We start from the raw sequence: 17,091 nt of genomic DNA, 5'->3' as shown, positions 1-17,091 counted from the left end.
CTGAACTGCTCAGAGTTCGCCTGAAACACCCCCCGGAGAGGAAACATGCGCCTTCAGTTAGTCGCGGCCCTGGTCGTGGCGGCCGGACTGGTCGCCACCCCCGCGGAAGCGGCCGCCGCCCGGAACTTCTTCGTCGACTGCCAGGCGCCGGACGGCGGCTCGGGGCGCAATGCCGCCGGGCCGCTGAACAGCCTGGACGCCGTCAACGCCATCACCTTCCGCGAGAAGGACACGATCAAGTTCAGGGCGGGCACCGTCTGCGCCGGCCGGCTTGAACCCGTCGGCTCCGGCACGGCCGCGCACCCCGTCGTCTTCACCTCCTACGGCGAGGGCCCCAAGCCGATCATCCAGGGCGACGGCGGCGAGTGGGCCGTCCACCTGGTGGACAACAGCTACGTGACGCTGGAGAAGCTGCACATCACCAACCCGGCGGCCACCACGGCCAAGCGGACCGGCGTGCAGTACAACTCCACCACCCCCGAGCCGAAGGCCGGGCTGGTCCTGCGGGACCTGGAGATCTCCGACGTCGCCGGATGGGGCAACAAGACCGGGGCGAACGGCTCCTGGTTCGCCTACTCGGCGGGCATCAGCGTCCAGGCGCTGCCCGAGGGCAAGGTCGGCTACCTCGACGGCATCACGATCACCGGCAACTACGTGCACGACACGGGCGGCGGCGGCATCAAGATCAGCCGCAAGGGCACCGACTACCACCGGAACGTGCTCATCGCCCGCAACACCATCCGCGCGGTCGGCGGCGACGGCATCGTGGTGCACGCCTCGGACCGGCCGCTGGTGGAGCAGAACCTGTTCGACGAGGGCGGCGCCGGGAAATACCCGTACGTAGACGGAAATTTCGCGGGAATGTGGCCGATCAACTCTGTTGACCCGGTATTTCAGTTCAACGAGGTGACCCGGCAGCGGCCCACCATCTTCGACTCCACCGCCTGGGACTGCGACGGCGGCATCAAGGGCTCGTGCGTCTACCAGTACAACTACTCGCACGACAACGCCGGCGGCTTCTACCTCGGCTGCCAGAGCTGCACCGAGTTCCCCAACTACAAGGCCACCGCCATCCTGCGGTTCAACATCGCCCAGGACGACTGCCGCATCGCGGGCAACGCCTCCGGCGACAACACGAGCCCGCTGTGGCTGTACAACAACACGTTCTTCTGCCCGTCGCAGAAGCTCGACGTGGCCGTGCCCACCGGGAACTCGAAGATCGTCAACAACATCTTCCACGCGCCGTCCGGCACGCTGCCCGCGGCCCCCGGCATCGGCTACGACTCCAACGTCTACCACGGCGGCGTGGCCGTACCGGCGGCCGACGCCCGCGCGGTGACCGCAGACCCCGGGCTCGCCGCCCCCGGCACCGCCGACGGCGCCGCCGACGTGGACGGCTACAAGCTGCTCGAAGGCTCGCCCGCGCTCGCGTCCGGCGCGGTCGTGGACGGTCTCGGCGACCGCGACTACTTCGGCAACCAGGTCGCCGGCACGGTCTCGCGCGGGGCCTACAACGGGCCGGCCACCGCGCCGGTCGTGGCGGGCTCGGTCGAGGAGGCGTACAACAACGTCGCGGTCAGCTCCGACCTCAACCCCAACGTCGGCGGCTTCTCCACCAGCGGCCGCAGCTACTCCGGCCAGGCGCTGGAGAAGGCGGGCCTGACGCCGGGCCGGACCGTGAACGTGCTCGGCGCCGACTTCGTCTGGCACCCGCGCCCGTACGGCATGACCGACAACGTCAAGGCCGCCGGGCAGACGGTCGCGCTGCCGGGGCAGGGCGCCAGGCTGGTCCTGCTCGGAGCCGGCGGCCTGAAGGCGCGCGAGGGCGTGTTCAAGGTCACCTACACCGACGGGACGACCGAGGACAAGACCGTCAGGTTCGGCGACCAGTGGGACGCGACCGCGCCCGCCGGTGGCGTGCTCGTGGCCCGCGCCGACTACCACAACATGACGCAGACCAGCTACAAGAACCCGGCCACCGGGCAGACGCGCGAGTCGGGCGTGTCGGTGTTCGGCTACGCGGTGCCGCTCGACGCGTCCAGGACGGTCGCCACGGTGACCTTCCCGGCGGGCAGCCCGCTGGCGAACGCGGGGTTCCACGTCTTCGACATGAAGATCGCGAGCTGACGCCGTGACGAGCACCCCGGCCACCGGCCGGCCGCGCCGGGCGTCCGGCCCGCGTCCGGGGTTCCCGGCGCGCGGGCGGCTCCTGTGGGCGGCTCTCGCCCTGGCCGGGGTGCTCGTCGTCGGCATCGCGGTGTCGGGGAAGGAGGCCGGGGGCGGGGTTCCGGGGCGGGCGGCGTCCGCGGGCGTGGCGGAGGTGCTCGGGATGCGTCCCGGGGACACGGTCGTCACGTTCGAGGGGGAGCCGGTGAGCGGGGCCGAGGTGCTCAGGGCGGCCGAGACCGTGCGCGCCGAGGTGATCTCCGAGTTCGCCGCCCAGGGGCTCGGTCCTGGCTTCTGGGACCGTCCCCGCGACGGCGTCACCCCGGCGCGGCGGCTCAGGGAGCGGGCGGTGCGGGCCGCCGTGCTGGACAAGGCGCGGCGGATCTGGGCCCGCGAGGCGGGCCTGCTCGCCGACGTCAGCGAGCAGGGGTTCCAGCGCGAGCTGGCCGCCGAGAACGCCCGCCGCGCGCAGGCCGCGCGCTCCGGCCGCCCGATCCCGGGCGTGCCCTCCTACGACCAGTACACCTACGCGCAGGTGCGGGCCGCCGAGCTGGACTCGGCGCTCGGCAAGCTGCACGCGGCCACCCTCGACCTGTCCGAACGCCGCCTGCGCGACCGGTACGCCCGCACCGCGGCCCCCGGCGCGCCCTCCTTCGACCAGGTACGCGACAACATCAGGCGGCAGCTCGTCACCGAGGGCTACGAACGGGCCCTCCAGGCGAGAGCCGCCTCGTAAGCCCTCCCGCAGTGGACATACAAGGCTGTTCCGGCTCGTACCATCGACTTCTAAGGTCATGGGGAACTGGATCCAGAGCAACATCGTCACCACGGGACGGCTGCCGCTGTTCTGTTACTTCGTCACGCTCATCGTGGCGTTCATCGCCACCCGCATCAACGTCCGCCTGATCAGGGCCAAGGTCGGCTGGTTCCGCAACGTGAACGTGGGCGAGATGCACATCCACCACGTCGTGTTCGGCGTCGTGCTCATGCTCATCGGAGGCGTGACCGGGCTCATCGTCAACGGCGCTGCGCAGGCCGGGCAGGTGGTCGCCGCCTGCGTGTTCGGCGTCGGCTCCGCCCTCGTGCTGGACGAGTTCGCGCTGATCCTGCACCTGCACGACGTCTACTGGGAGGAGGAGGGGCGCACCTCGGTGGACGCGGTCTTCATCGCCGTCGCCGTGACCGGCCTGCTCCTCATCGGCCTGCGCCCGCTGACCTGGGACTACGGCACGCCGGTCAACCCGGCGGCGCTGATCGTGGCCAACCTCGCGCTGGCGGTGATCACGCTGCTCAAGGGCAAGATCTGGACCGGGATGGCGGGGCTGTTCCTGCCTCTACTGCTCGTGGTGGGCGCCGTGCGCCTGGCCCGTCCCGGCTCGCCGTGGGCCCGCTGGTTCTTCCGCGGCGGACGCTCGCCCCGCAAGCTGGCCACCGCCGTCCACCGTGAGGAACGCTGGCGGCGGCCGGTCATCAGGGTCAAGATCGCGTTCCAGGAGTTCCTGTCGGGGCGGCACGACCTGCCCTCCAGCCGGCGCGGCCGTCGGCATACTTGACCCATGACACCGCTCGCGCCCCCCGCCGCGCTCTGATGCGCTTACCGCCGTTCCCCGAGCGCCTGCTGCGGGCGCTGTCCCCGGCCGGCGAGCGGCACGGGCTGCTGCTGGCGGGCGGCCACGCCCTGCGGGCCCACGGCTTCACCGACCGCCTGGTCGAGGGCCTCGACCTGGTGACCGCCGCCGAGGGGCCCCTGCCGTCCGCCGCCGGCGACGTCGTGGCCGCGTTGCGCGCCGGCGGGCTGGTCGCGCAGGTCGCCGAGAGCGCCGCGTGGGCGGCCCGCCTGACCGTCACGGACCCGTCCATCGGGCGTGACGCCGAGATCGTCCTCACCCGTGAGGCGCTGCGCGAGCCCCCGGTGGTGTGCGACGGCCTGCCGGTGGCGGCCCCGGCGGACGTGATCGGGCTGCGGGTGCGCGACCTGCACGAGAGGGGGCTGCCGGCCGACGTCGCCGACGCGGCCTCGGCGGCGCACGTGTTCTCCTTCCGCGACCTCGAACGCCTCGCCGCCGTCCACCTCGACGACTTCTCGCCGCAGGAGCTGCTCATGCGGCTGGAGTTCGTCGAGCTCATGAGCGACGAACGCTTCGAGGCCCACGGCCTGGACGAACGGCACATCGCGGACATCCGCGCCTTCGCCCGGGAGTGGGCCGAGGACATCAAGCTGCGCAGGGCCGACGACGGCGACGCCGACTACGACGATCCCGACCTGCCCGAGGTCGACTGATCCGGCAGGCCCAGGAGCACCGGTGCGAGCGCCGGGCGCTTGCACACCCGGCCGTCGCCCGACGAGCGGCCCCGCAGGCGCCGGGCGATCCACGGCCCGGCGAACGAGCCCAGCCAGCGGGCCTCCGCCGCCGCCGTGCGCAGGCGGCCGGGCGGCGGCAGCACGGGCAGCGGCAGGTTCCAGCTGTCGTCGCTGCCGGGCAGCTCCAGCGCGTACGCCACTGATGCGGCGAACCTGGCGTGCCCCGCCGGGCTGGCGTGCAGCCGGTCGGAGCTCCACAACCGCGCGTCGGTCACCGCCGTGTCGGGGAAGGTGTCCACCAGCGTCACGCCGTGCCGGGCGGCGGCCTCGCGGACGCGGGCGTTGAGGTCGAGCACGCGCGGCAGCAGCGGCCTGGCCAGCGGCGCGATCCGGCCGATGTCGGGGAACGTCACGGTCACCACCCGCGCGCCCGCCCCGGTCAGCGCCGCGAACATGTGCTCCAGGTCGGCCGCGACGGCGGCGGCGTCGAAGCCGGGACGGATGACGTCGTTCATGCCCGCCATGACCGTGGCCAGGTCGGGACGGAGCTCCAGCGCGGCGGGAAGCTGCTCGGCGCGGATCTGGGCGGCCACCCGGCCGCGCACGGCGAGGTTGGCGTAGAGCAGGCCGGGATTGCCGCGGGCCAGGTGCTCGGCGAGCCGGTCGGCCCAGCCGCGGTGGCCGAGGACGTCGTCGCCGTCGCCGAGGCCCTCGGTCTGGCTGTCGCCGAGCGCGACGTAACGGGTGTAGGTCACGGATTCTCCTCCGGGGTACGGGCGGCGCGCTCGCCGAGCGTCCGGGCGGTGCTCAGGCACCAGTCGCGCATCTCCCGCTCCAGGCGGCAGCCCGCCAGGCAGGACAGGTACGGGCCGACCCGCTCGCCCTCGCGCAGGAACGACTCCTCGTCGCGGTCGCCGCGCAGCCGCAGCAGGGTCTTCTCGAAGAACGCGAGCTTGGCGGCGGCCTCCCCGGCGCGGTCGAGGAGCTGGGCGATCAGCGTCGCCGGGTCGAGCCGGTCGGCCGCGTGGACCTTGACGGCCAGGTCGTCGCGGAGCAGCAACGGCTTGGCCGGGGCCGCGGCGAAGGCGGCCAGCTCGTCCAGGCCGGCCGGGGTGACCGAGAACAGGCGCTTGTTCGGACGGCCGCGCTGGACCACCTCCCGGCCGCTGACCAGGCCGTCGGCCTCCAGCCTGGTCAGCTCGGCGTAGAGCTGCTGGGGGGCGGCGTACCAGAAGTTGGAGACGCCCACGTCGAAGATCTTGGTGAGCTGGTAGCCGCTGTACTCGCCGTCGAGCAGCGCCGCCAGCACGGCGTGCCGCAACGCCATCAGCGACGCTCAAGAACATGACTAGTCATGGACATGACTATAGGTCCGCCGCTGATCCCGGTGCCAGGGGCGGCGATCGCCCGTGCGTCTCCTTCTCAAGGAGGAGGCGTCAACGAAAGTTGACATACTTTGGTCGTCAACCTAAGTTGACCCTGGCGCGGCGGTGCGGATCCCGTCGCGCCGTTCGTTGGGCAATTTCGAGGAATGTCGTGAGAGGAGTTGGAGTGCTCAAAGAGCTGCTGGCCTACCTCAGGCCGCACCGGAAAGTCCTGATCGCGGGCGGTCTGCTCGGATTGATCGGCTCGGTGGCGGGGCTGGCGATGCCCCTGCTGGCCAAGTACGTCGTGGACGCCTTCGGAGAAGACCAGTCGCTGGCCGCGCCGCTGTTAGGACTGACCGTGGCGGTGCTCGTCGGAGCCGTCGTCTCGGCCGGGGGCACCTACCTCATGGAACGCACCGGTGAGGGCGTCGTGCTGGGCGCCCGGCGCAGGCTCGTCGACCGGATGCTCCGGCTCAGGGTCGCCGACGTCGACCGGCTCAAGCCCGGCGACCTGATGTCGCGGGTGACGAGTGACACGACGCTGCTGCGCGCGGTGCTGACCAACGGGATCGTGGAGTCGGTCAGCGCGGTCTTCATGCTGATCGGCGCGATCGTCATGATGGCCACCATGGACGGCGTGCTGCTGCTGGTCACGCTGCTCGTGGTGGTGGTGATCGGCGGCCTGGTCGCGCTCATCATGCCGCGCATCCAGCGGGCGCAGACGCAGGCCCAGCAGGCCGTCGGCGAGATGGGGGCCGTGCTGGACCGGGCGCTGCAGGCGTACCGGACGGTCAAGGCCAGCGGCGCGGAGGAGCGGGAGATCGCGGTCGTCGGGGAGGCGGCCGAGCGCGCCCGCGACCGCGGGCTGCAGGTGGCCGGCTGGACGTCGCTGGCCGGCGTGGCGACCTGGATGGCCGTGCAGATCGCCTTCCTGTGCGTGCTGGCCGTCGGCGGGTCGCGGGTGGCGTCGGGCGTGCTGGAGGTCTCGTCCCTGATCGCGTTCCTGCTCTACCTGTTCTACCTGGTGCCGCCGATCGGGCAGCTCGTCCAGGGCGCCGTCCAGCTCCAGAACGGGCTGGCCGCGATGCGGCGCATCAAGGAGATCGAGGACCTGCCCGGCGAGCCGGTCAGCACCGCCGTCCCGGTCGCGGGCACGCCGGTGGGCCTGCGGTTCCAGGACGTCGTCTTCCGGTACGGCGACGACCGTCCCGCCGTGCACGACGGCGTCACCTTCGAGGTGCCCGCGGGCGGGCTCACGGCGCTGGTCGGGCCGTCGGGCGCGGGCAAGTCCACGGTGTTCGCCCTGCTCGAACGCTTCTACGAACACCAGGACGGCCTCATCTCCATCGGCGGCCGGGACATCCGCGACTGGCCGCTCGGCGAGCTGCGGGCCGCGCTCGGCTACGTCGAGCAGGACGCCCCCGTCCTGGCCGGCACGCTGCGCGAGAACCTGCTCTTCGCCGCCCAGGACGCCACCGAGGACGAGCTGCGCCGCGCAGTCACCCGCACCCGGCTCGACGACCTGGTCGCCCGGCTGCCCGAAGGGCTCGACACGGCGGTGGGCCACCGCGGCGTGCTGCTGTCCGGCGGCGAGCGGCAGCGGGTCGCCATCGCCAGGGCGCTGCTGCGCAGGCCCAGGCTGCTGCTGCTCGACGAGGCCACGTCCCAGCTCGACGCGGTCAACGAGCTGCGGCTGCGCGAGGTCATCGCCGAGGTGGCGGCCGAGACGACCGTGCTGGTCATCGCCCACCGGCTGTCCACCGTCACGAACGCCGACCGGATCGTGGTGATGGAGGCGGGCGGCGTACGGGCGGTCGGCACCCACGCCGAACTCGTCGCGGACGACGACCTCTACCGCGAACTGGCCGCCACCCAGTTCCTCACGAGCTAGAGGAAAAACAGTGGGCCGCTGGACGCTACGGGGACCGTAGGCGCAGGCTTCGCCTGCTGCCTGCGGTGGACCGCTGGACGCGGTCCACCGTAGTCTTCGGGTGACAAAGGTGAATGTGTTCATTCAGGAGGGTCACCATGAGCCGCAGCGTGCGCGCACCGCGAGGCACCACGATCACCGCGAAGGGGTGGCCGCAGGAGGCGGCGCTCCGCATGCTTCAGAACAACCTGGACCCCGAGGTCGCCGAGCACCCCGAGCAGCTGGTCGTCTACGGCGGCTCCGGCCGGGCCGCCCGCGACTGGCCCTCCTTCGACGCCATGGTCAGGACCCTGACCACGCTGGAGGGTGACGAGACGCTGCTGGTCCAGTCGGGCCGCCCGGTGGGCGTCTTCCGCACCCACGAATGGGCCCCCCGGGTGCTCATCGCCAACTCCAACCTGGTCCCCGACTGGGCCAACTGGGAGGAGTTCCGCCGCCTGGAGGCGGCCGGCCTCACCATGTACGGCCAGATGACCGCCGGTTCGTGGATCTACATCGGCACCCAGGGCATCCTCCAGGGCACGTACGAGACGTTCGCCGCGGTCGCCGCGAAGCGGTTCGGCGGCTCGCTGGCCGGCACGATCACCCTCACGGCCGGCCTCGGCGGCATGGGCGGCGCCCAGCCGCTGGCCGTCACCATGAACGGCGGCGTCGCGATCTGCATCGACTGCGACCCCCGCTCGGTCACCCGCCGCATCGAGCACCGCTACCTCGACGTGCAGGCGGCCTCCCTGGAGGAGGCGCTGCGGCTGGCCTACGAGGCCCGCGACGCGCGCCGCCCGCTGTCCATCGGCGTCGTGGCCAACGCCGCCGAGGCCCTGCCCGAGCTGCTGGCCGGGGGCGCCGAGATCGACATCGTCACCGACCAGACCTCCGCGCACGACCCGCTGATGTACCTGCCGGTCGGCGTCGCCTTCGAGGACATGGGCGCCGAACGCGACAAGGACCCGGCCGGCTTCACCGAGCGGGCGCGCACGTCGATGGCCCGGCACGTCGAGGCCATGGTCGGCTTCAAGGACGCCGGCGCCGAGGTGTTCGACTACGGCAACTCCATCCGCGGGGAGGCCCAGCTGGCGGGGTACACGCGGGCCTTCGACTTCCCCGGCTTCGTGCCGGCGTACATCAGGCCGCTGTTCTGCGAGGGCAAGGGGCCGTTCCGGTGGGCCGCGCTGAGCGGCGACCCGGCCGACATCGCCGCGACCGACCGCGCGATCCTGGAGCTGTTCCCCGACAACGAGCCGCTGGCCAGGTGGATCGCGCAGGCCGGCGAGAAGGTGCACTTCCAGGGGCTGCCCGCGCGCATCTGCTGGCTCGGCTACGGCGAGCGCAACGTCGCGGGCGAGCGGTTCAACGACATGGTGGCCTCCGGCGAGCTTCAGGCGCCGATCGTGATCGGCCGCGACCACCTGGACAGCGGGTCGGTGGCCTCGCCGTACCGGGAGACCGAGGCCATGGCCGACGGCTCGGACGCCATCGCCGACTGGCCGCTGCTCAACGCCATGCTCAACACCGCCTCCGGCGCGGCCTGGGTGTCCATCCACCACGGCGGCGGCGTGGGGATCGGCCGGTCCATCCACGCCGGGCAGGTCACGGTCGCCGATGGCACCGCGCTGGCCGGGGAGAAGCTCAACCGCGTCCTGACCAACGACCCGGGCACGGGCGTGATGCGGCACGTCGATGCGGGGTACGAGGAGGCCGCCGAGGTGGCCGAGGCCCGTGGCGTGCGCATCCCCATGCGCGAGTCCTGACCCCGCCGTCGCCGTCCCCCGCGCGGCGCGGGGGATGAGAATGCCGGTGGCGGAGTGTTGGAGGTGGCGTGGCTGACGGATATCACGGTGGGCTCGGCGTGCTGCTCGACGGCCGGAGGTTGTCGCCGGTGCAGCGCAGGATCGCCCATTACCTGGGCGAGCACCTCGACGAGGCGATCTTCCTGTCCAGCGTCGAGCTGGCCGAGCGGGCCGGGGTCAGCCAGCCGTCGGTGACCAGGTTCGCCATGGTCCTCGGCTTCGCCGGCTATCCCGAGCTGCGCCAGGCGCTGCGCCCGCTGGTGCTCGGCGGCGGCGTGGTCGCGCCGCAGGAGAGCCTGCTGCGCAACGCGATCGACAGCGAGATCCGCAACCTCGCCGTGGTCCGCGAGCGGCTGGCCGCCCTCCCGCTCAAGGAGCTGGGCGAGCAGCTCGCCGCCACCGAGCCGCTGCCGGTGCTGGGCCTGCGGGTCTCCTGCGGCCTGGCCACCACCTTCGCCTACTACGCCAGGCGCATCCACCCCGACGTGCGCCTGCTCACCCACGGCGGCTCCGAGCTGGTCGAGGGGCTGCACGCGGCGCGGCGGGCGGGCGCGGAGTGGGTGGTGGCGGTGGTGCTCCCGCGTTATCCGGCCGAGGTCGTGCAGGCGCTGGAGTACGCCGAGAAGCTCGGCCTGCGCGTCGCCGCCATCACCGACAAAGCGGACTTCCCGGCCGAGGTCGTGCTCGACGGCCCGGTCGGGGACCGCCTGGTGTTCGACTCCCACGCGGCCCCCCTGGCCCTGGCCATGGCCCTGGTCGAGGCCATGGCCGACGCCGCGCCGCTGCGGACCAGGGCCAGGCTGGAGGAGTACGAGCGGATGACCGACGAGGCCGGCACGTTCCTACCCGGCGATCCTGCGTAGCGACCGCGTCGACCAGAGCGTCGTGAGCACCGCGAGCACGATGAACAGCGCGAACGCGATCGGGATCGACGAGTCGTCCAGCCGTCCGGCGAACAGCGCCCGCCCGGCCTCGACCGCGTGGTAGAGCGGGTTGACCGGCGCGATCGCCCGCATCCAGCCGGGCGCGAACGCGATCGGGATGAACAGCCCGGCCAGCAGCATGATCGGCAGCATGAACAGGTTGAGCGTCTGCGACATGCCGTTCTCGTCGCGCACGGTCAGCGCCAGCCCCTGCGACAGCCCGGAGGCGAACAGCCCGGTGGCCGCCATGAGCGCCAGCACCAGCACCAGTTCGACGCCGCCGATGCGCACGCCCATGGCCACGGCCACGACCAGTACCAGGACCGCCTGGCACACCAGCACGACCATGTCCTTGGCCACCCGCCCGAGCACGATGGCCGGCCGCCAGGCGGGGCTGACGGCGTACCGTTCGAGCGAGCCGTTGCGCAGTTCGGCGATCAGGCCGAACCCGGAGAACAGCGAGCCGAACACGGCGATCATCATCATCGACGCGGGCGTGAACATGCGCAGCGCGTCGACCGTGCTGCGGCCCGGCGTCAGGTCCTTGAGCAGCGGCGCGAACATCAGCAGGTAGAGCACCGGCTGCAGGATGCCGAACAGCGGCCAGACGGGGTTGCTGAAGGACTTCTTCAGCTCGTAGCCGGTGAACAGGGCGATGTGGCGGATCATGCGGCGGCTCCGGTGTCGCGCAGGGACCGGCCGGTCTTGGCCAGGAAGACGTCGTCGAGGGTGGAGCGGTCGAGCGCGATCGAGCGCAGGCCGATGCCCCGCTCCTCAAGGACGCGCAGCAGCGCGGGCAGCGTGTGCTCGCCGTCGTCGACGTAGACGCGCAGGGCGTCCTCGTCCAGGCGGACCTCGCGGGCCAGGGGCCTGAGCGCCTCGGCGGCCCGCTCGGGCTCGGCCAGCCGCAGCGTGACGACGTCGCCGGAGACCTCGCGCTTGAGCTCGCCGGGCGTGCCCTCGGCCACGATGCGCCCGTGGTCGACGATCACCAGCCGGTCGCAGAGCGCGTCGGCCTCGTCGAGGTAGTGAGTGCTGAGCAGCACGCTCGTGCCGGCCTCGCGGAGCTGCCTGATGCGGTCCCAGAGGTTGGCCCGGTTCTGCGGGTCGAGGCCGGTGGTGGGCTCGTCGAGGAAGAGCAGCGGCGGGGCGTGCACCAGCCCCAGCGCGATGGCCACCCGCCGTTTCTGGCCGCCGGAGAGCGTGCGGCCGGGCCGGTCGGCCATCTCGGCGAGGTCGAAGCGGTCGAGCACGTCGGCCGTGGCCTGCTTCGGGTCGGCCACGCCGTGGATCTTCGCGGCCATCATGATCTGGGCGCGGGCGCTCGTGGTGTCCTCCACGCCGCCCGCCTGGCTGACGTAGCCGAGCCGGCGGCGCACGGCCTCGGGCTCCTTGCGCAGGTCGTGGCCGGCGACGACGGCGGTGCCGGAGTCGGGCGTGATCAGCGTGGCCAGCATGCGGATCGTCGTGGTCTTGCCGGCGCCGTTGGGGCCGAGCACGCCGAAGATCTCGCCCTTCTCGACGTCGAGGTCGATGCCGCGCACGGCCTCGACGGTCTGGGAGCCCTTGCGGCTCCTGGTGGTGAACGTCTTGCGTAACTCACGTGCCTCAATGATCATTTTTCTCCTCAGGGCAGTTCGTCCTTCTCGACCCGGCCGATCGCGCCTTCGACCCAGTCGAGCTGGGCCTGGAGCATGGCTTGGGTCAGGCGGAGGTTCTCGTCGAGGTGGCGGGGCTCGCCGTAGCGCTGCTTGGTGCCGTACGCGTGGTCGATGGTCTCGATGTTCAGTCGCAGTTGCCGAATCCTGCCATGCAGGGCGCCGAGAATCTCCTGCTTTTCCATCCGGTGCATGAACGTCAGCGCGACCTGGAAGGGGTCGACGACGGGTCTCACCTCGGACCAGCTGTGCATGAGCAGCCGGTGGAACTCGTAGCGGCCGGCGTCGGTCAGCTCGTAGACGACCTTGCCGCCCTTGCCGGCCTCCACGACCGCGAGCAGCCCCTCGTCGGCCATCTTGCCCAGGCCGTGGTAGATCGAGCCGAAGGCGACGTTGGCCCAGGTGTCGGCGCCCATCATCTCCAGCCGGCGGCGTACGCCGTAGCCGTTCATGGGGCCGTCGAGCAGGGAACCGAGGATCAGGATGCGCGTGGACGCCGACATGTGCTCAAGTTTGTACTCAAATTTGTATAGCCGTCAAGGTCATAAACTCGGCACCATGACTGAACGACCGACTGCGCTGGTCACCGGCGCTTCCCGTGGTGTGGGCGAGGCCGTGGCACGGGCGCTGGGCCCCACGCATCACGTCCTCCTCGGCGGCAGGGACGAGTCCGCGCTCGCCAGGCTGGCCGGCGAGCTGCCCGACGCGCGGCCCTGGCCCGTCGAGCTGACCCGGCTCACCGAGGCCGACGTCAGCGGGGTCGAGCGGCTCGACGTGCTCGTGCACAGCGCCGGGATCGCGCTGCTCGGCCGGATCGCCGACCAGCCCGCCGGCAACTGGCGCACGACCATGGAGCTCAACGTCGTCGCGGTCGCCGAGCTGACCCGGCTGCTGCTGCCCGCGCTGCGCCGCGCCCGGGGGCACGTCGTCTGCGTGAACTCCGGCGCGGGGCAGCGGGCCAACCCCGAGTGGGCCTCGTACGCGGCCAGCAAGTTCGCCCTGCGGGCCTTCGCCGACGCGCTGCGCCTGGAGGAGCCCGAGCTGCGGGTCACCACCGTCTACCCGGGCCGGGTGGCCACCGACATGCAGCGCGGTGTGCGCGCCCAGGAGGGCGGCTCGTACGAACCGGACAAGTACCTCACCCCGGAGAGCGTCGCGCGGGCCGTGCTCGCCACGATCAACGCCGGACCCGACGCCCACCTCACCGAACTGACCATCAGACCGAGCGCGGGCCCGGCCAACTGACATCTGAATGGATCCATTCACTACAGTGGACCCATGCTTGAACCACTCGCGCACATAGGACGAGATCCCCGCTCCGGCGGATACGTGAGAGACGCCTGGTCGGCCGCCGACATGGAGCTACGCGGGTGGTTCGCGGGCGAGGCCGCGCGCCGCGGGCTCGACCTGCGGGAAGACCGCAACGGCAACCTCTGGGCCTGGTGGGGCGACCCGTCGCGCCGGCCCGGCGTGGTCACCGGCAGCCACCTCGACTCGGTGCGCCACGGCGGCGCCTACGACGGCCCGCTCGGCGTGGTGTCCGCCTTCGCCGCCCTCGACCTGCTGCGCGAACGGCAGGTCACGCCGGGCCGGCCGATCGGCGTCGCCTGCTTCACCGACGAGGAGGGGGCCAGGTTCGGCGTGCCGTGCATGGGCTCCCGGCTGCTCACCGGCGCGCTCACGCCGGAACGCGCGCTCGCGCTCACCGACGACGACGGCGACACGCTGGCCGACGTCATGACGCGGGCCGGCCGCAAGCCGGCGGACGTGGGCCACGACGCCGAGACCCTGGCCACCGTCGGCACGTTCGTCGAGCTCCACGTCGAGCAGGGCCGCGGCCTGGTGCACGAGGGCCGCCCGGTGGGCGTGGCCAGCGCCATCTGGCCGCACGGCCGGTGGCGGTTCGACTTCCACGGCAGGGCCGACCACGCGGGCACCACCCGGCTGGCCGACCGCGACGACCCGATGCTGCCCTTCGCCCGCCTGGTGCTGGCCGCCCGCGAAGCGGCCGAGCGGCACGACGTGGTGGCCACGGTCGGCAAGACCCGCGTCTCGCCCGGCAACGCCAACGCCGTCCCCGGCCTGGTCACCGCCTGGCTGGACGCCCGAGGCCCGGCCGAGCCCGCGGTCCGCGCCCTGGTCGAGGAGCTGTCCGCGGCGGCCGGCGCGGACGTGCGCGAGGAGTCGTGGACCCCCGAGGTCGCCTTCGGCGCGGCGCTGAGGGACCGGCTGGCCCGCGTGGCGGGCGGCGACACGCCCGCGCCGATCCTGCCCACAGGAGCGGGCCACGACGCCGGAATCCTGGCCACGGCGGGCGTCCCGAGCGCGATGTTGTTCGTACGCAACCCCACCGGCGTGTCCCATTCCCCCGAGGAGCACGCCGACCAGGCAGACTGCCATGCGGGAGTGGTGGCACTCGCGGACGTGCTGGAGGATCTGTGTCGCTGACCTACTGGTGCGAGCAGGCCTGGTTGCCCGACGGGGTCGCCCACGGCGTCCTCATCGAGGTCGAGGGCGCCCGGATCGCCCGGATCGGACGGGGTGAGCCCGGCTCGGCCGAGCGGCTGCCCGGCCTGACCATCCCCGGCCTGGCCAACGCCCATTCCCACGCCTTCCACCGGGCCCTGCGCGGCGCCACCCAGCGCGGCAAGGGCGACTTCTGGACCTGGCGCGACCAGATGTACGAGGTCGCGGGCAAGCTCGACCCCGACACCTACTTCCAGCTCGCCAGGGCCGTCTACGCCGAGATGGCGCTGGCCGGGGTGACCTGCGTGGGCGAGTTCCACTACCTGCACCACGGCCCCGGCGGCCGCCCGTACGAGGACCGGAACGTGATGAGCCACGCGCTCGTCCAGGCCGCGCGCGAGGCCGGGCTGCGCATCACGCTGCTCGACACCTGCTACCTGTCCGGCGGCATCGGCGTGCCGCTGTCGGGCACCCAGCTGCGCTTCAGCGACGGCAGCGCCGACGGCTGGGCGGCCAGGGCCGACGAGCTGGCCGCCGCCTACGAGGGGCAGCACGACGTGGAGATCGGGGCCGCCGTCCACTCCGTGCGCGCGGTGCCGCCGGACCAGATGCCGGTGGTGGCCGAGTTCTCCCACCGGCACGGCGCCCCGCTGCACGCGCACGTCTCCGAGCAGCGCGCCGAGAACGCCGCCTGCGCCGAGACGTACGCCGCCACGCCGGTCCAGATCCTGCACGAGCGCGGCGTGCTGGGCCCGCGTTCGACCGCGGTGCACGCCACCCATCTGACCGACTCCGACGTGGAGCTGCTCGGCCAGTCGGGCACGTACATCTGCATGTGCCCCACCACCGAGCGCGACCTGGCCGACGGCGTCGGCCCGGCCAGGGCGGCGGCCGACCGCGGCACCCCGATCACGCTCGGCTCCGACGGCCACGCCGTGATCGACCTGTTCGAGGAGGCCCGCGCGGTCGAGCTCGACGAGCGGCTGACCAGCGAGCGGCGCGGCCACTGGAGCGCCGCCGACCTGCTCACCGCCGCCACCGGCGCCGGGCACACCTCGCTCGGCTTCGCCGACGCCGGCCGGCTCATCCCCGGGGCGTGGGCCGACCTGGTGTCGGTCCGGCTCGACTCGGTGCGCACGGCGGGCATCGGCGGCCTGGAGGCCGTGGTGTTCGCGGCGACGGCCTCCGACGTGCACTCGGTGGTCTCCGGCGGCCGCAGGGTGGTCGCGCAGGGCCGCCACGAGCTCGGCGACGTCGGGCACATGCTCTCCGAGGCGATAGGAAAGGTGCGATGACCACCACGCTGATCGACGGGATCGGGCTGCTCTACACCGGCGACCCCGAGCGCGAGGAGATCACCGACGCGGCGCTGGTCGTCGAGGACGGCCTGGTGGCCTGGGTCGGCCCCGCCGCCCAGGCGCCCGCCGCCGACGAGCGCCTGCACGCCGGCGGCCGGGCCGTGCTGCCCGGCTTCGTGGACAGCCACGCCCACCTGGTGTTCGCCGGCGACCGTACGGCCGAGTTCCAGGCCCGCATGTCGGGGCAGCCGTACACCGGCGGCGGCATCAGGACGACCGTCGCCGCCACCCGCGCGGCCAGCGACGCCGACCTGGCCACGCACGCCCGCGCCCTGGTGGAGGAGATGCTCGCCCAGGGCACCACCACCGTGGAGATCAAGAGCGGCTACGGCCTGTCCGCCGAGCACGAGCGCCGCTCGCTGGAGATCGCCACCACCCTCACCGACGAGACGACCTACCTGGGCGCGCACGTCGTCCCCGAGGGCGCCGACGCCGACGACTACGTCCGGCTGGTGACGGGCGAGATGCTCGACGCCTGCGCCCCCTACGCCAAATGGGTGGACGTCTTCTGCGAGCGCGGCGCGTTCGACGGCGACCAGACCAGGGAGATCCTGAACGCCGGGATCAAGGCCGGGCTGCAGCCCCGGGTGCACGCCAACCAGCTCACCGAGGGGCCCGGCGTGCGCATCGCCTGCGAGCTGGGGGCGGCCTCGGCCGACCACTGCACCCACCTGTCGGCCGCCGACGTCGACGCCCTCGCGTCGAGCGGGACGGTGGCGACGCTGCTGCCGGGGGCCGAGTTCTCCACCCGCTCGCCCTATCCCGACGCGCGGCGGCTCATCGACGCGGGCGTCACGGTCGCGCTGGCCACCGACTGCAACCCGGGCTCGTCGTTCACCTCGTCGATGCCGTTCTGCGTGGCGCTGGCGGTGCGCGAGATGGGGATGACGCCGCTGGAGGCGGTGCGCGCGGCCACGTACGGCGGGGCCCGCGCGCTGCGCCGCACGGACGTAGGGTGGCTGCGTCAGGGAGCCCGCGCGGACCTGGTCGTGCTCGACGCCCCCTCCTACGTCCACCTGGCGTACCGGCCCGGTGTTCCCCTTGTCCACCAGGTGTTTCAGGGCGGTCTCCTCCTTTAGGAGGACGTTCAAGACCCTCCCTCTGGCGTAGCTGTTTAGGGAATCTTTGCTTCCG

16 protein-coding genes are annotated in these 17,091 nt (G+C 72.6%); 11 read left to right on the top strand and 5 right to left on the bottom strand.

The features are described 5' to 3' along the window. Window positions 1–45: 45 nt before the first annotated feature. From AB0J46_RS00825 to AB0J46_RS00810, 4 genes are read left to right on the top strand one after another with little or no spacing between them, the layout of a single operon-like run. Window positions 46–2,127: a right-handed parallel beta-helix repeat-containing protein gene (locus AB0J46_RS00825; RefSeq protein ID WP_364324587.1), complete on the top strand. Its 2,082-nt coding sequence runs from the start codon at window positions 46–48 to the stop codon at window positions 2,125–2,127. Window positions 2,128–2,131: 4 nt separating this feature from the next. Then, complete coding sequence (locus AB0J46_RS00820) at window positions 2,132–2,902, top strand: hypothetical protein (protein WP_364324584.1); 771 nt, start codon at window positions 2,132–2,134, stop codon at window positions 2,900–2,902. Window positions 2,903–2,960: 58 nt separating this feature from the next. Further along, window positions 2,961–3,719 carry a hypothetical protein gene (locus tag AB0J46_RS00815; RefSeq protein WP_364324581.1) on the top strand — a complete coding sequence of 253 codons (759 nt, stop codon included), beginning with the start codon at window positions 2,961–2,963 and terminating at the stop codon, window positions 3,717–3,719. A 35-nt stretch (window positions 3,720–3,754) separates the two neighbouring features. Next, window positions 3,755–4,447: a hypothetical protein gene (locus AB0J46_RS00810; protein WP_364324578.1), complete on the top strand. Its 693-nt coding sequence runs from the start codon at window positions 3,755–3,757 to the stop codon at window positions 4,445–4,447. Here AB0J46_RS00810 and AB0J46_RS00805 read toward each other — a convergent pair. Both AB0J46_RS00805 and AB0J46_RS00800 read right to left on the bottom strand, forming a co-directional pair. Beyond that, window positions 4,414–5,223, bottom strand: coding sequence for an SGNH/GDSL hydrolase family protein (locus AB0J46_RS00805; RefSeq protein WP_364324575.1), 810 nt, complete (start codon window positions 5,221–5,223; stop codon window positions 4,414–4,416). The genes AB0J46_RS00810 and AB0J46_RS00805 overlap by 34 nt on opposite strands. Next, complete coding sequence (locus tag AB0J46_RS00800) at window positions 5,220–5,795, bottom strand: PadR family transcriptional regulator (RefSeq protein WP_364324572.1); 576 nt, start codon at window positions 5,793–5,795, stop codon at window positions 5,220–5,222. The genes AB0J46_RS00805 and AB0J46_RS00800 overlap by 4 nt, the downstream gene beginning before the upstream one ends. 224 nt (window positions 5,796–6,019) lie before the next feature. On the opposite strand from AB0J46_RS00800, the gene AB0J46_RS00795 reads away from it, so the two are divergent. The 3 genes from AB0J46_RS00795 to AB0J46_RS00785 all read left to right on the top strand — a co-directional run bounded on the left by AB0J46_RS00795 (window position 6,020) and on the right by AB0J46_RS00785 (window position 10,415). After that, entirely contained in the window at window positions 6,020–7,726 is a 1,707-nt protein-coding gene (locus AB0J46_RS00795) for an ABC transporter ATP-binding protein (protein ID WP_364324569.1), read from the top strand. Window positions 7,727–7,863: 137 nt separating this feature from the next. After that, window positions 7,864–9,513, top strand: coding sequence for a urocanate hydratase (hutU, locus tag AB0J46_RS00790; RefSeq protein ID WP_358283617.1), 1,650 nt, complete (start codon window positions 7,864–7,866; stop codon window positions 9,511–9,513). Between the two features lie 68 nt (window positions 9,514–9,581). Then, window positions 9,582–10,415, top strand: coding sequence for a MurR/RpiR family transcriptional regulator (locus AB0J46_RS00785; RefSeq protein ID WP_364324566.1), 834 nt, complete (start codon window positions 9,582–9,584; stop codon window positions 10,413–10,415). On the opposite strand, the gene AB0J46_RS00780 is transcribed toward AB0J46_RS00785, so the two are convergent. The 3 genes from AB0J46_RS00780 to AB0J46_RS00770 are packed head-to-tail and all read right to left on the bottom strand — an operon-like array spanning window position 10,395 to window position 12,636. Beyond that, window positions 10,395–11,144 (bottom strand): ABC transporter permease, encoded by a 750-nt coding sequence (locus AB0J46_RS00780; protein ID WP_364324563.1) that lies wholly within the window; start codon window positions 11,142–11,144, stop codon window positions 10,395–10,397. The two genes, AB0J46_RS00785 and AB0J46_RS00780, sit on opposite strands and share 21 nt — an antisense overlap. Next, the gene (locus tag AB0J46_RS00775) at window positions 11,141–12,094 is read right to left on the bottom strand and encodes an ATP-binding cassette domain-containing protein (protein WP_364324560.1); all 954 of its coding nucleotides are present in this window, start codon (window positions 12,092–12,094) and stop codon (window positions 11,141–11,143) included. Before AB0J46_RS00775 ends, AB0J46_RS00780 begins: the two co-directional genes overlap by 4 nt. A gap of 8 nt (window positions 12,095–12,102) precedes the next feature. Further along, window positions 12,103–12,636, bottom strand: coding sequence for a PadR family transcriptional regulator (locus AB0J46_RS00770; protein WP_364324557.1), 534 nt, complete (start codon window positions 12,634–12,636; stop codon window positions 12,103–12,105). A gap of 55 nt (window positions 12,637–12,691) precedes the next feature. Between AB0J46_RS00770 and AB0J46_RS00765 the strand changes: the two genes are divergently transcribed. From AB0J46_RS00765 to hutI, 4 genes are read left to right on the top strand one after another with little or no spacing between them, the layout of a single operon-like run. After that, window positions 12,692–13,378, top strand: a complete 687-nt coding sequence (locus tag AB0J46_RS00765; protein ID WP_364324554.1) for an SDR family oxidoreductase — start codon at window positions 12,692–12,694, stop codon at window positions 13,376–13,378. A 33-nt stretch (window positions 13,379–13,411) separates the two neighbouring features. Then, on the top strand, window positions 13,412–14,581 hold the full coding sequence (locus tag AB0J46_RS00760) for an allantoate amidohydrolase (protein WP_364324551.1): 1,170 nt from the start codon (window positions 13,412–13,414) through the stop codon (window positions 14,579–14,581). Beyond that, complete coding sequence (locus AB0J46_RS00755) at window positions 14,572–15,894, top strand: formimidoylglutamate deiminase (protein WP_352326836.1); 1,323 nt, start codon at window positions 14,572–14,574, stop codon at window positions 15,892–15,894. Before AB0J46_RS00760 ends, AB0J46_RS00755 begins: the two co-directional genes overlap by 10 nt. Beyond that, window positions 15,891–17,036, top strand: a complete 1,146-nt coding sequence (gene hutI, locus AB0J46_RS00750) for an imidazolonepropionase (RefSeq protein WP_364324548.1) — start codon at window positions 15,891–15,893, stop codon at window positions 17,034–17,036. The genes AB0J46_RS00755 and hutI overlap by 4 nt, the downstream gene beginning before the upstream one ends. The last annotated feature ends 55 nt before the right edge of the window (window positions 17,037–17,091 follow it).

It is taken from the genome of Nonomuraea sp. NPDC049758 (assembly GCF_040674635.1).
In the GTDB taxonomy this organism is placed as follows: domain Bacteria; phylum Actinomycetota; class Actinomycetes; order Streptosporangiales; family Streptosporangiaceae; genus Nonomuraea.
This window is presented reverse-complemented; position numbering and strand designations above follow the sequence as displayed.

Coding starts and splice junctions, on each gene's coding strand:
- AB0J46_RS00825 (WP_364324587.1), top strand. CDS start 46: ATGCGCCTTCAGTTAGTCGCGGCCCTGGTCGTGGCGGCCGGACTGGTC.
- AB0J46_RS00815 (WP_364324581.1), top strand. CDS start 2,961: ATGGGGAACTGGATCCAGAGCAACATCGTCACCACGGGACGGCTGCCG.
- AB0J46_RS00810 (WP_364324578.1), top strand. CDS start 3,755: ATGCGCTTACCGCCGTTCCCCGAGCGCCTGCTGCGGGCGCTGTCCCCG.
- AB0J46_RS00800 (WP_364324572.1), bottom strand. CDS start 5,795: ATGGCGTTGCGGCACGCCGTGCTGGCGGCGCTGCTCGACGGCGAGTAC.
- hutU (WP_358283617.1), top strand. CDS start 7,864: ATGAGCCGCAGCGTGCGCGCACCGCGAGGCACCACGATCACCGCGAAG.
- AB0J46_RS00780 (WP_364324563.1), bottom strand. CDS start 11,144: ATGATCCGCCACATCGCCCTGTTCACCGGCTACGAGCTGAAGAAGTCC.
- AB0J46_RS00775 (WP_364324560.1), bottom strand. CDS start 12,094: ATGATCATTGAGGCACGTGAGTTACGCAAGACGTTCACCACCAGGAGC.
- AB0J46_RS00770 (WP_364324557.1), bottom strand. CDS start 12,636: ATGTCGGCGTCCACGCGCATCCTGATCCTCGGTTCCCTGCTCGACGGC.
- AB0J46_RS00765 (WP_364324554.1), top strand. CDS start 12,692: ATGACTGAACGACCGACTGCGCTGGTCACCGGCGCTTCCCGTGGTGTG.
- AB0J46_RS00760 (WP_364324551.1), top strand. CDS start 13,412: ATGCTTGAACCACTCGCGCACATAGGACGAGATCCCCGCTCCGGCGGA.
- hutI (WP_364324548.1), top strand. CDS start 15,891: ATGACCACCACGCTGATCGACGGGATCGGGCTGCTCTACACCGGCGAC.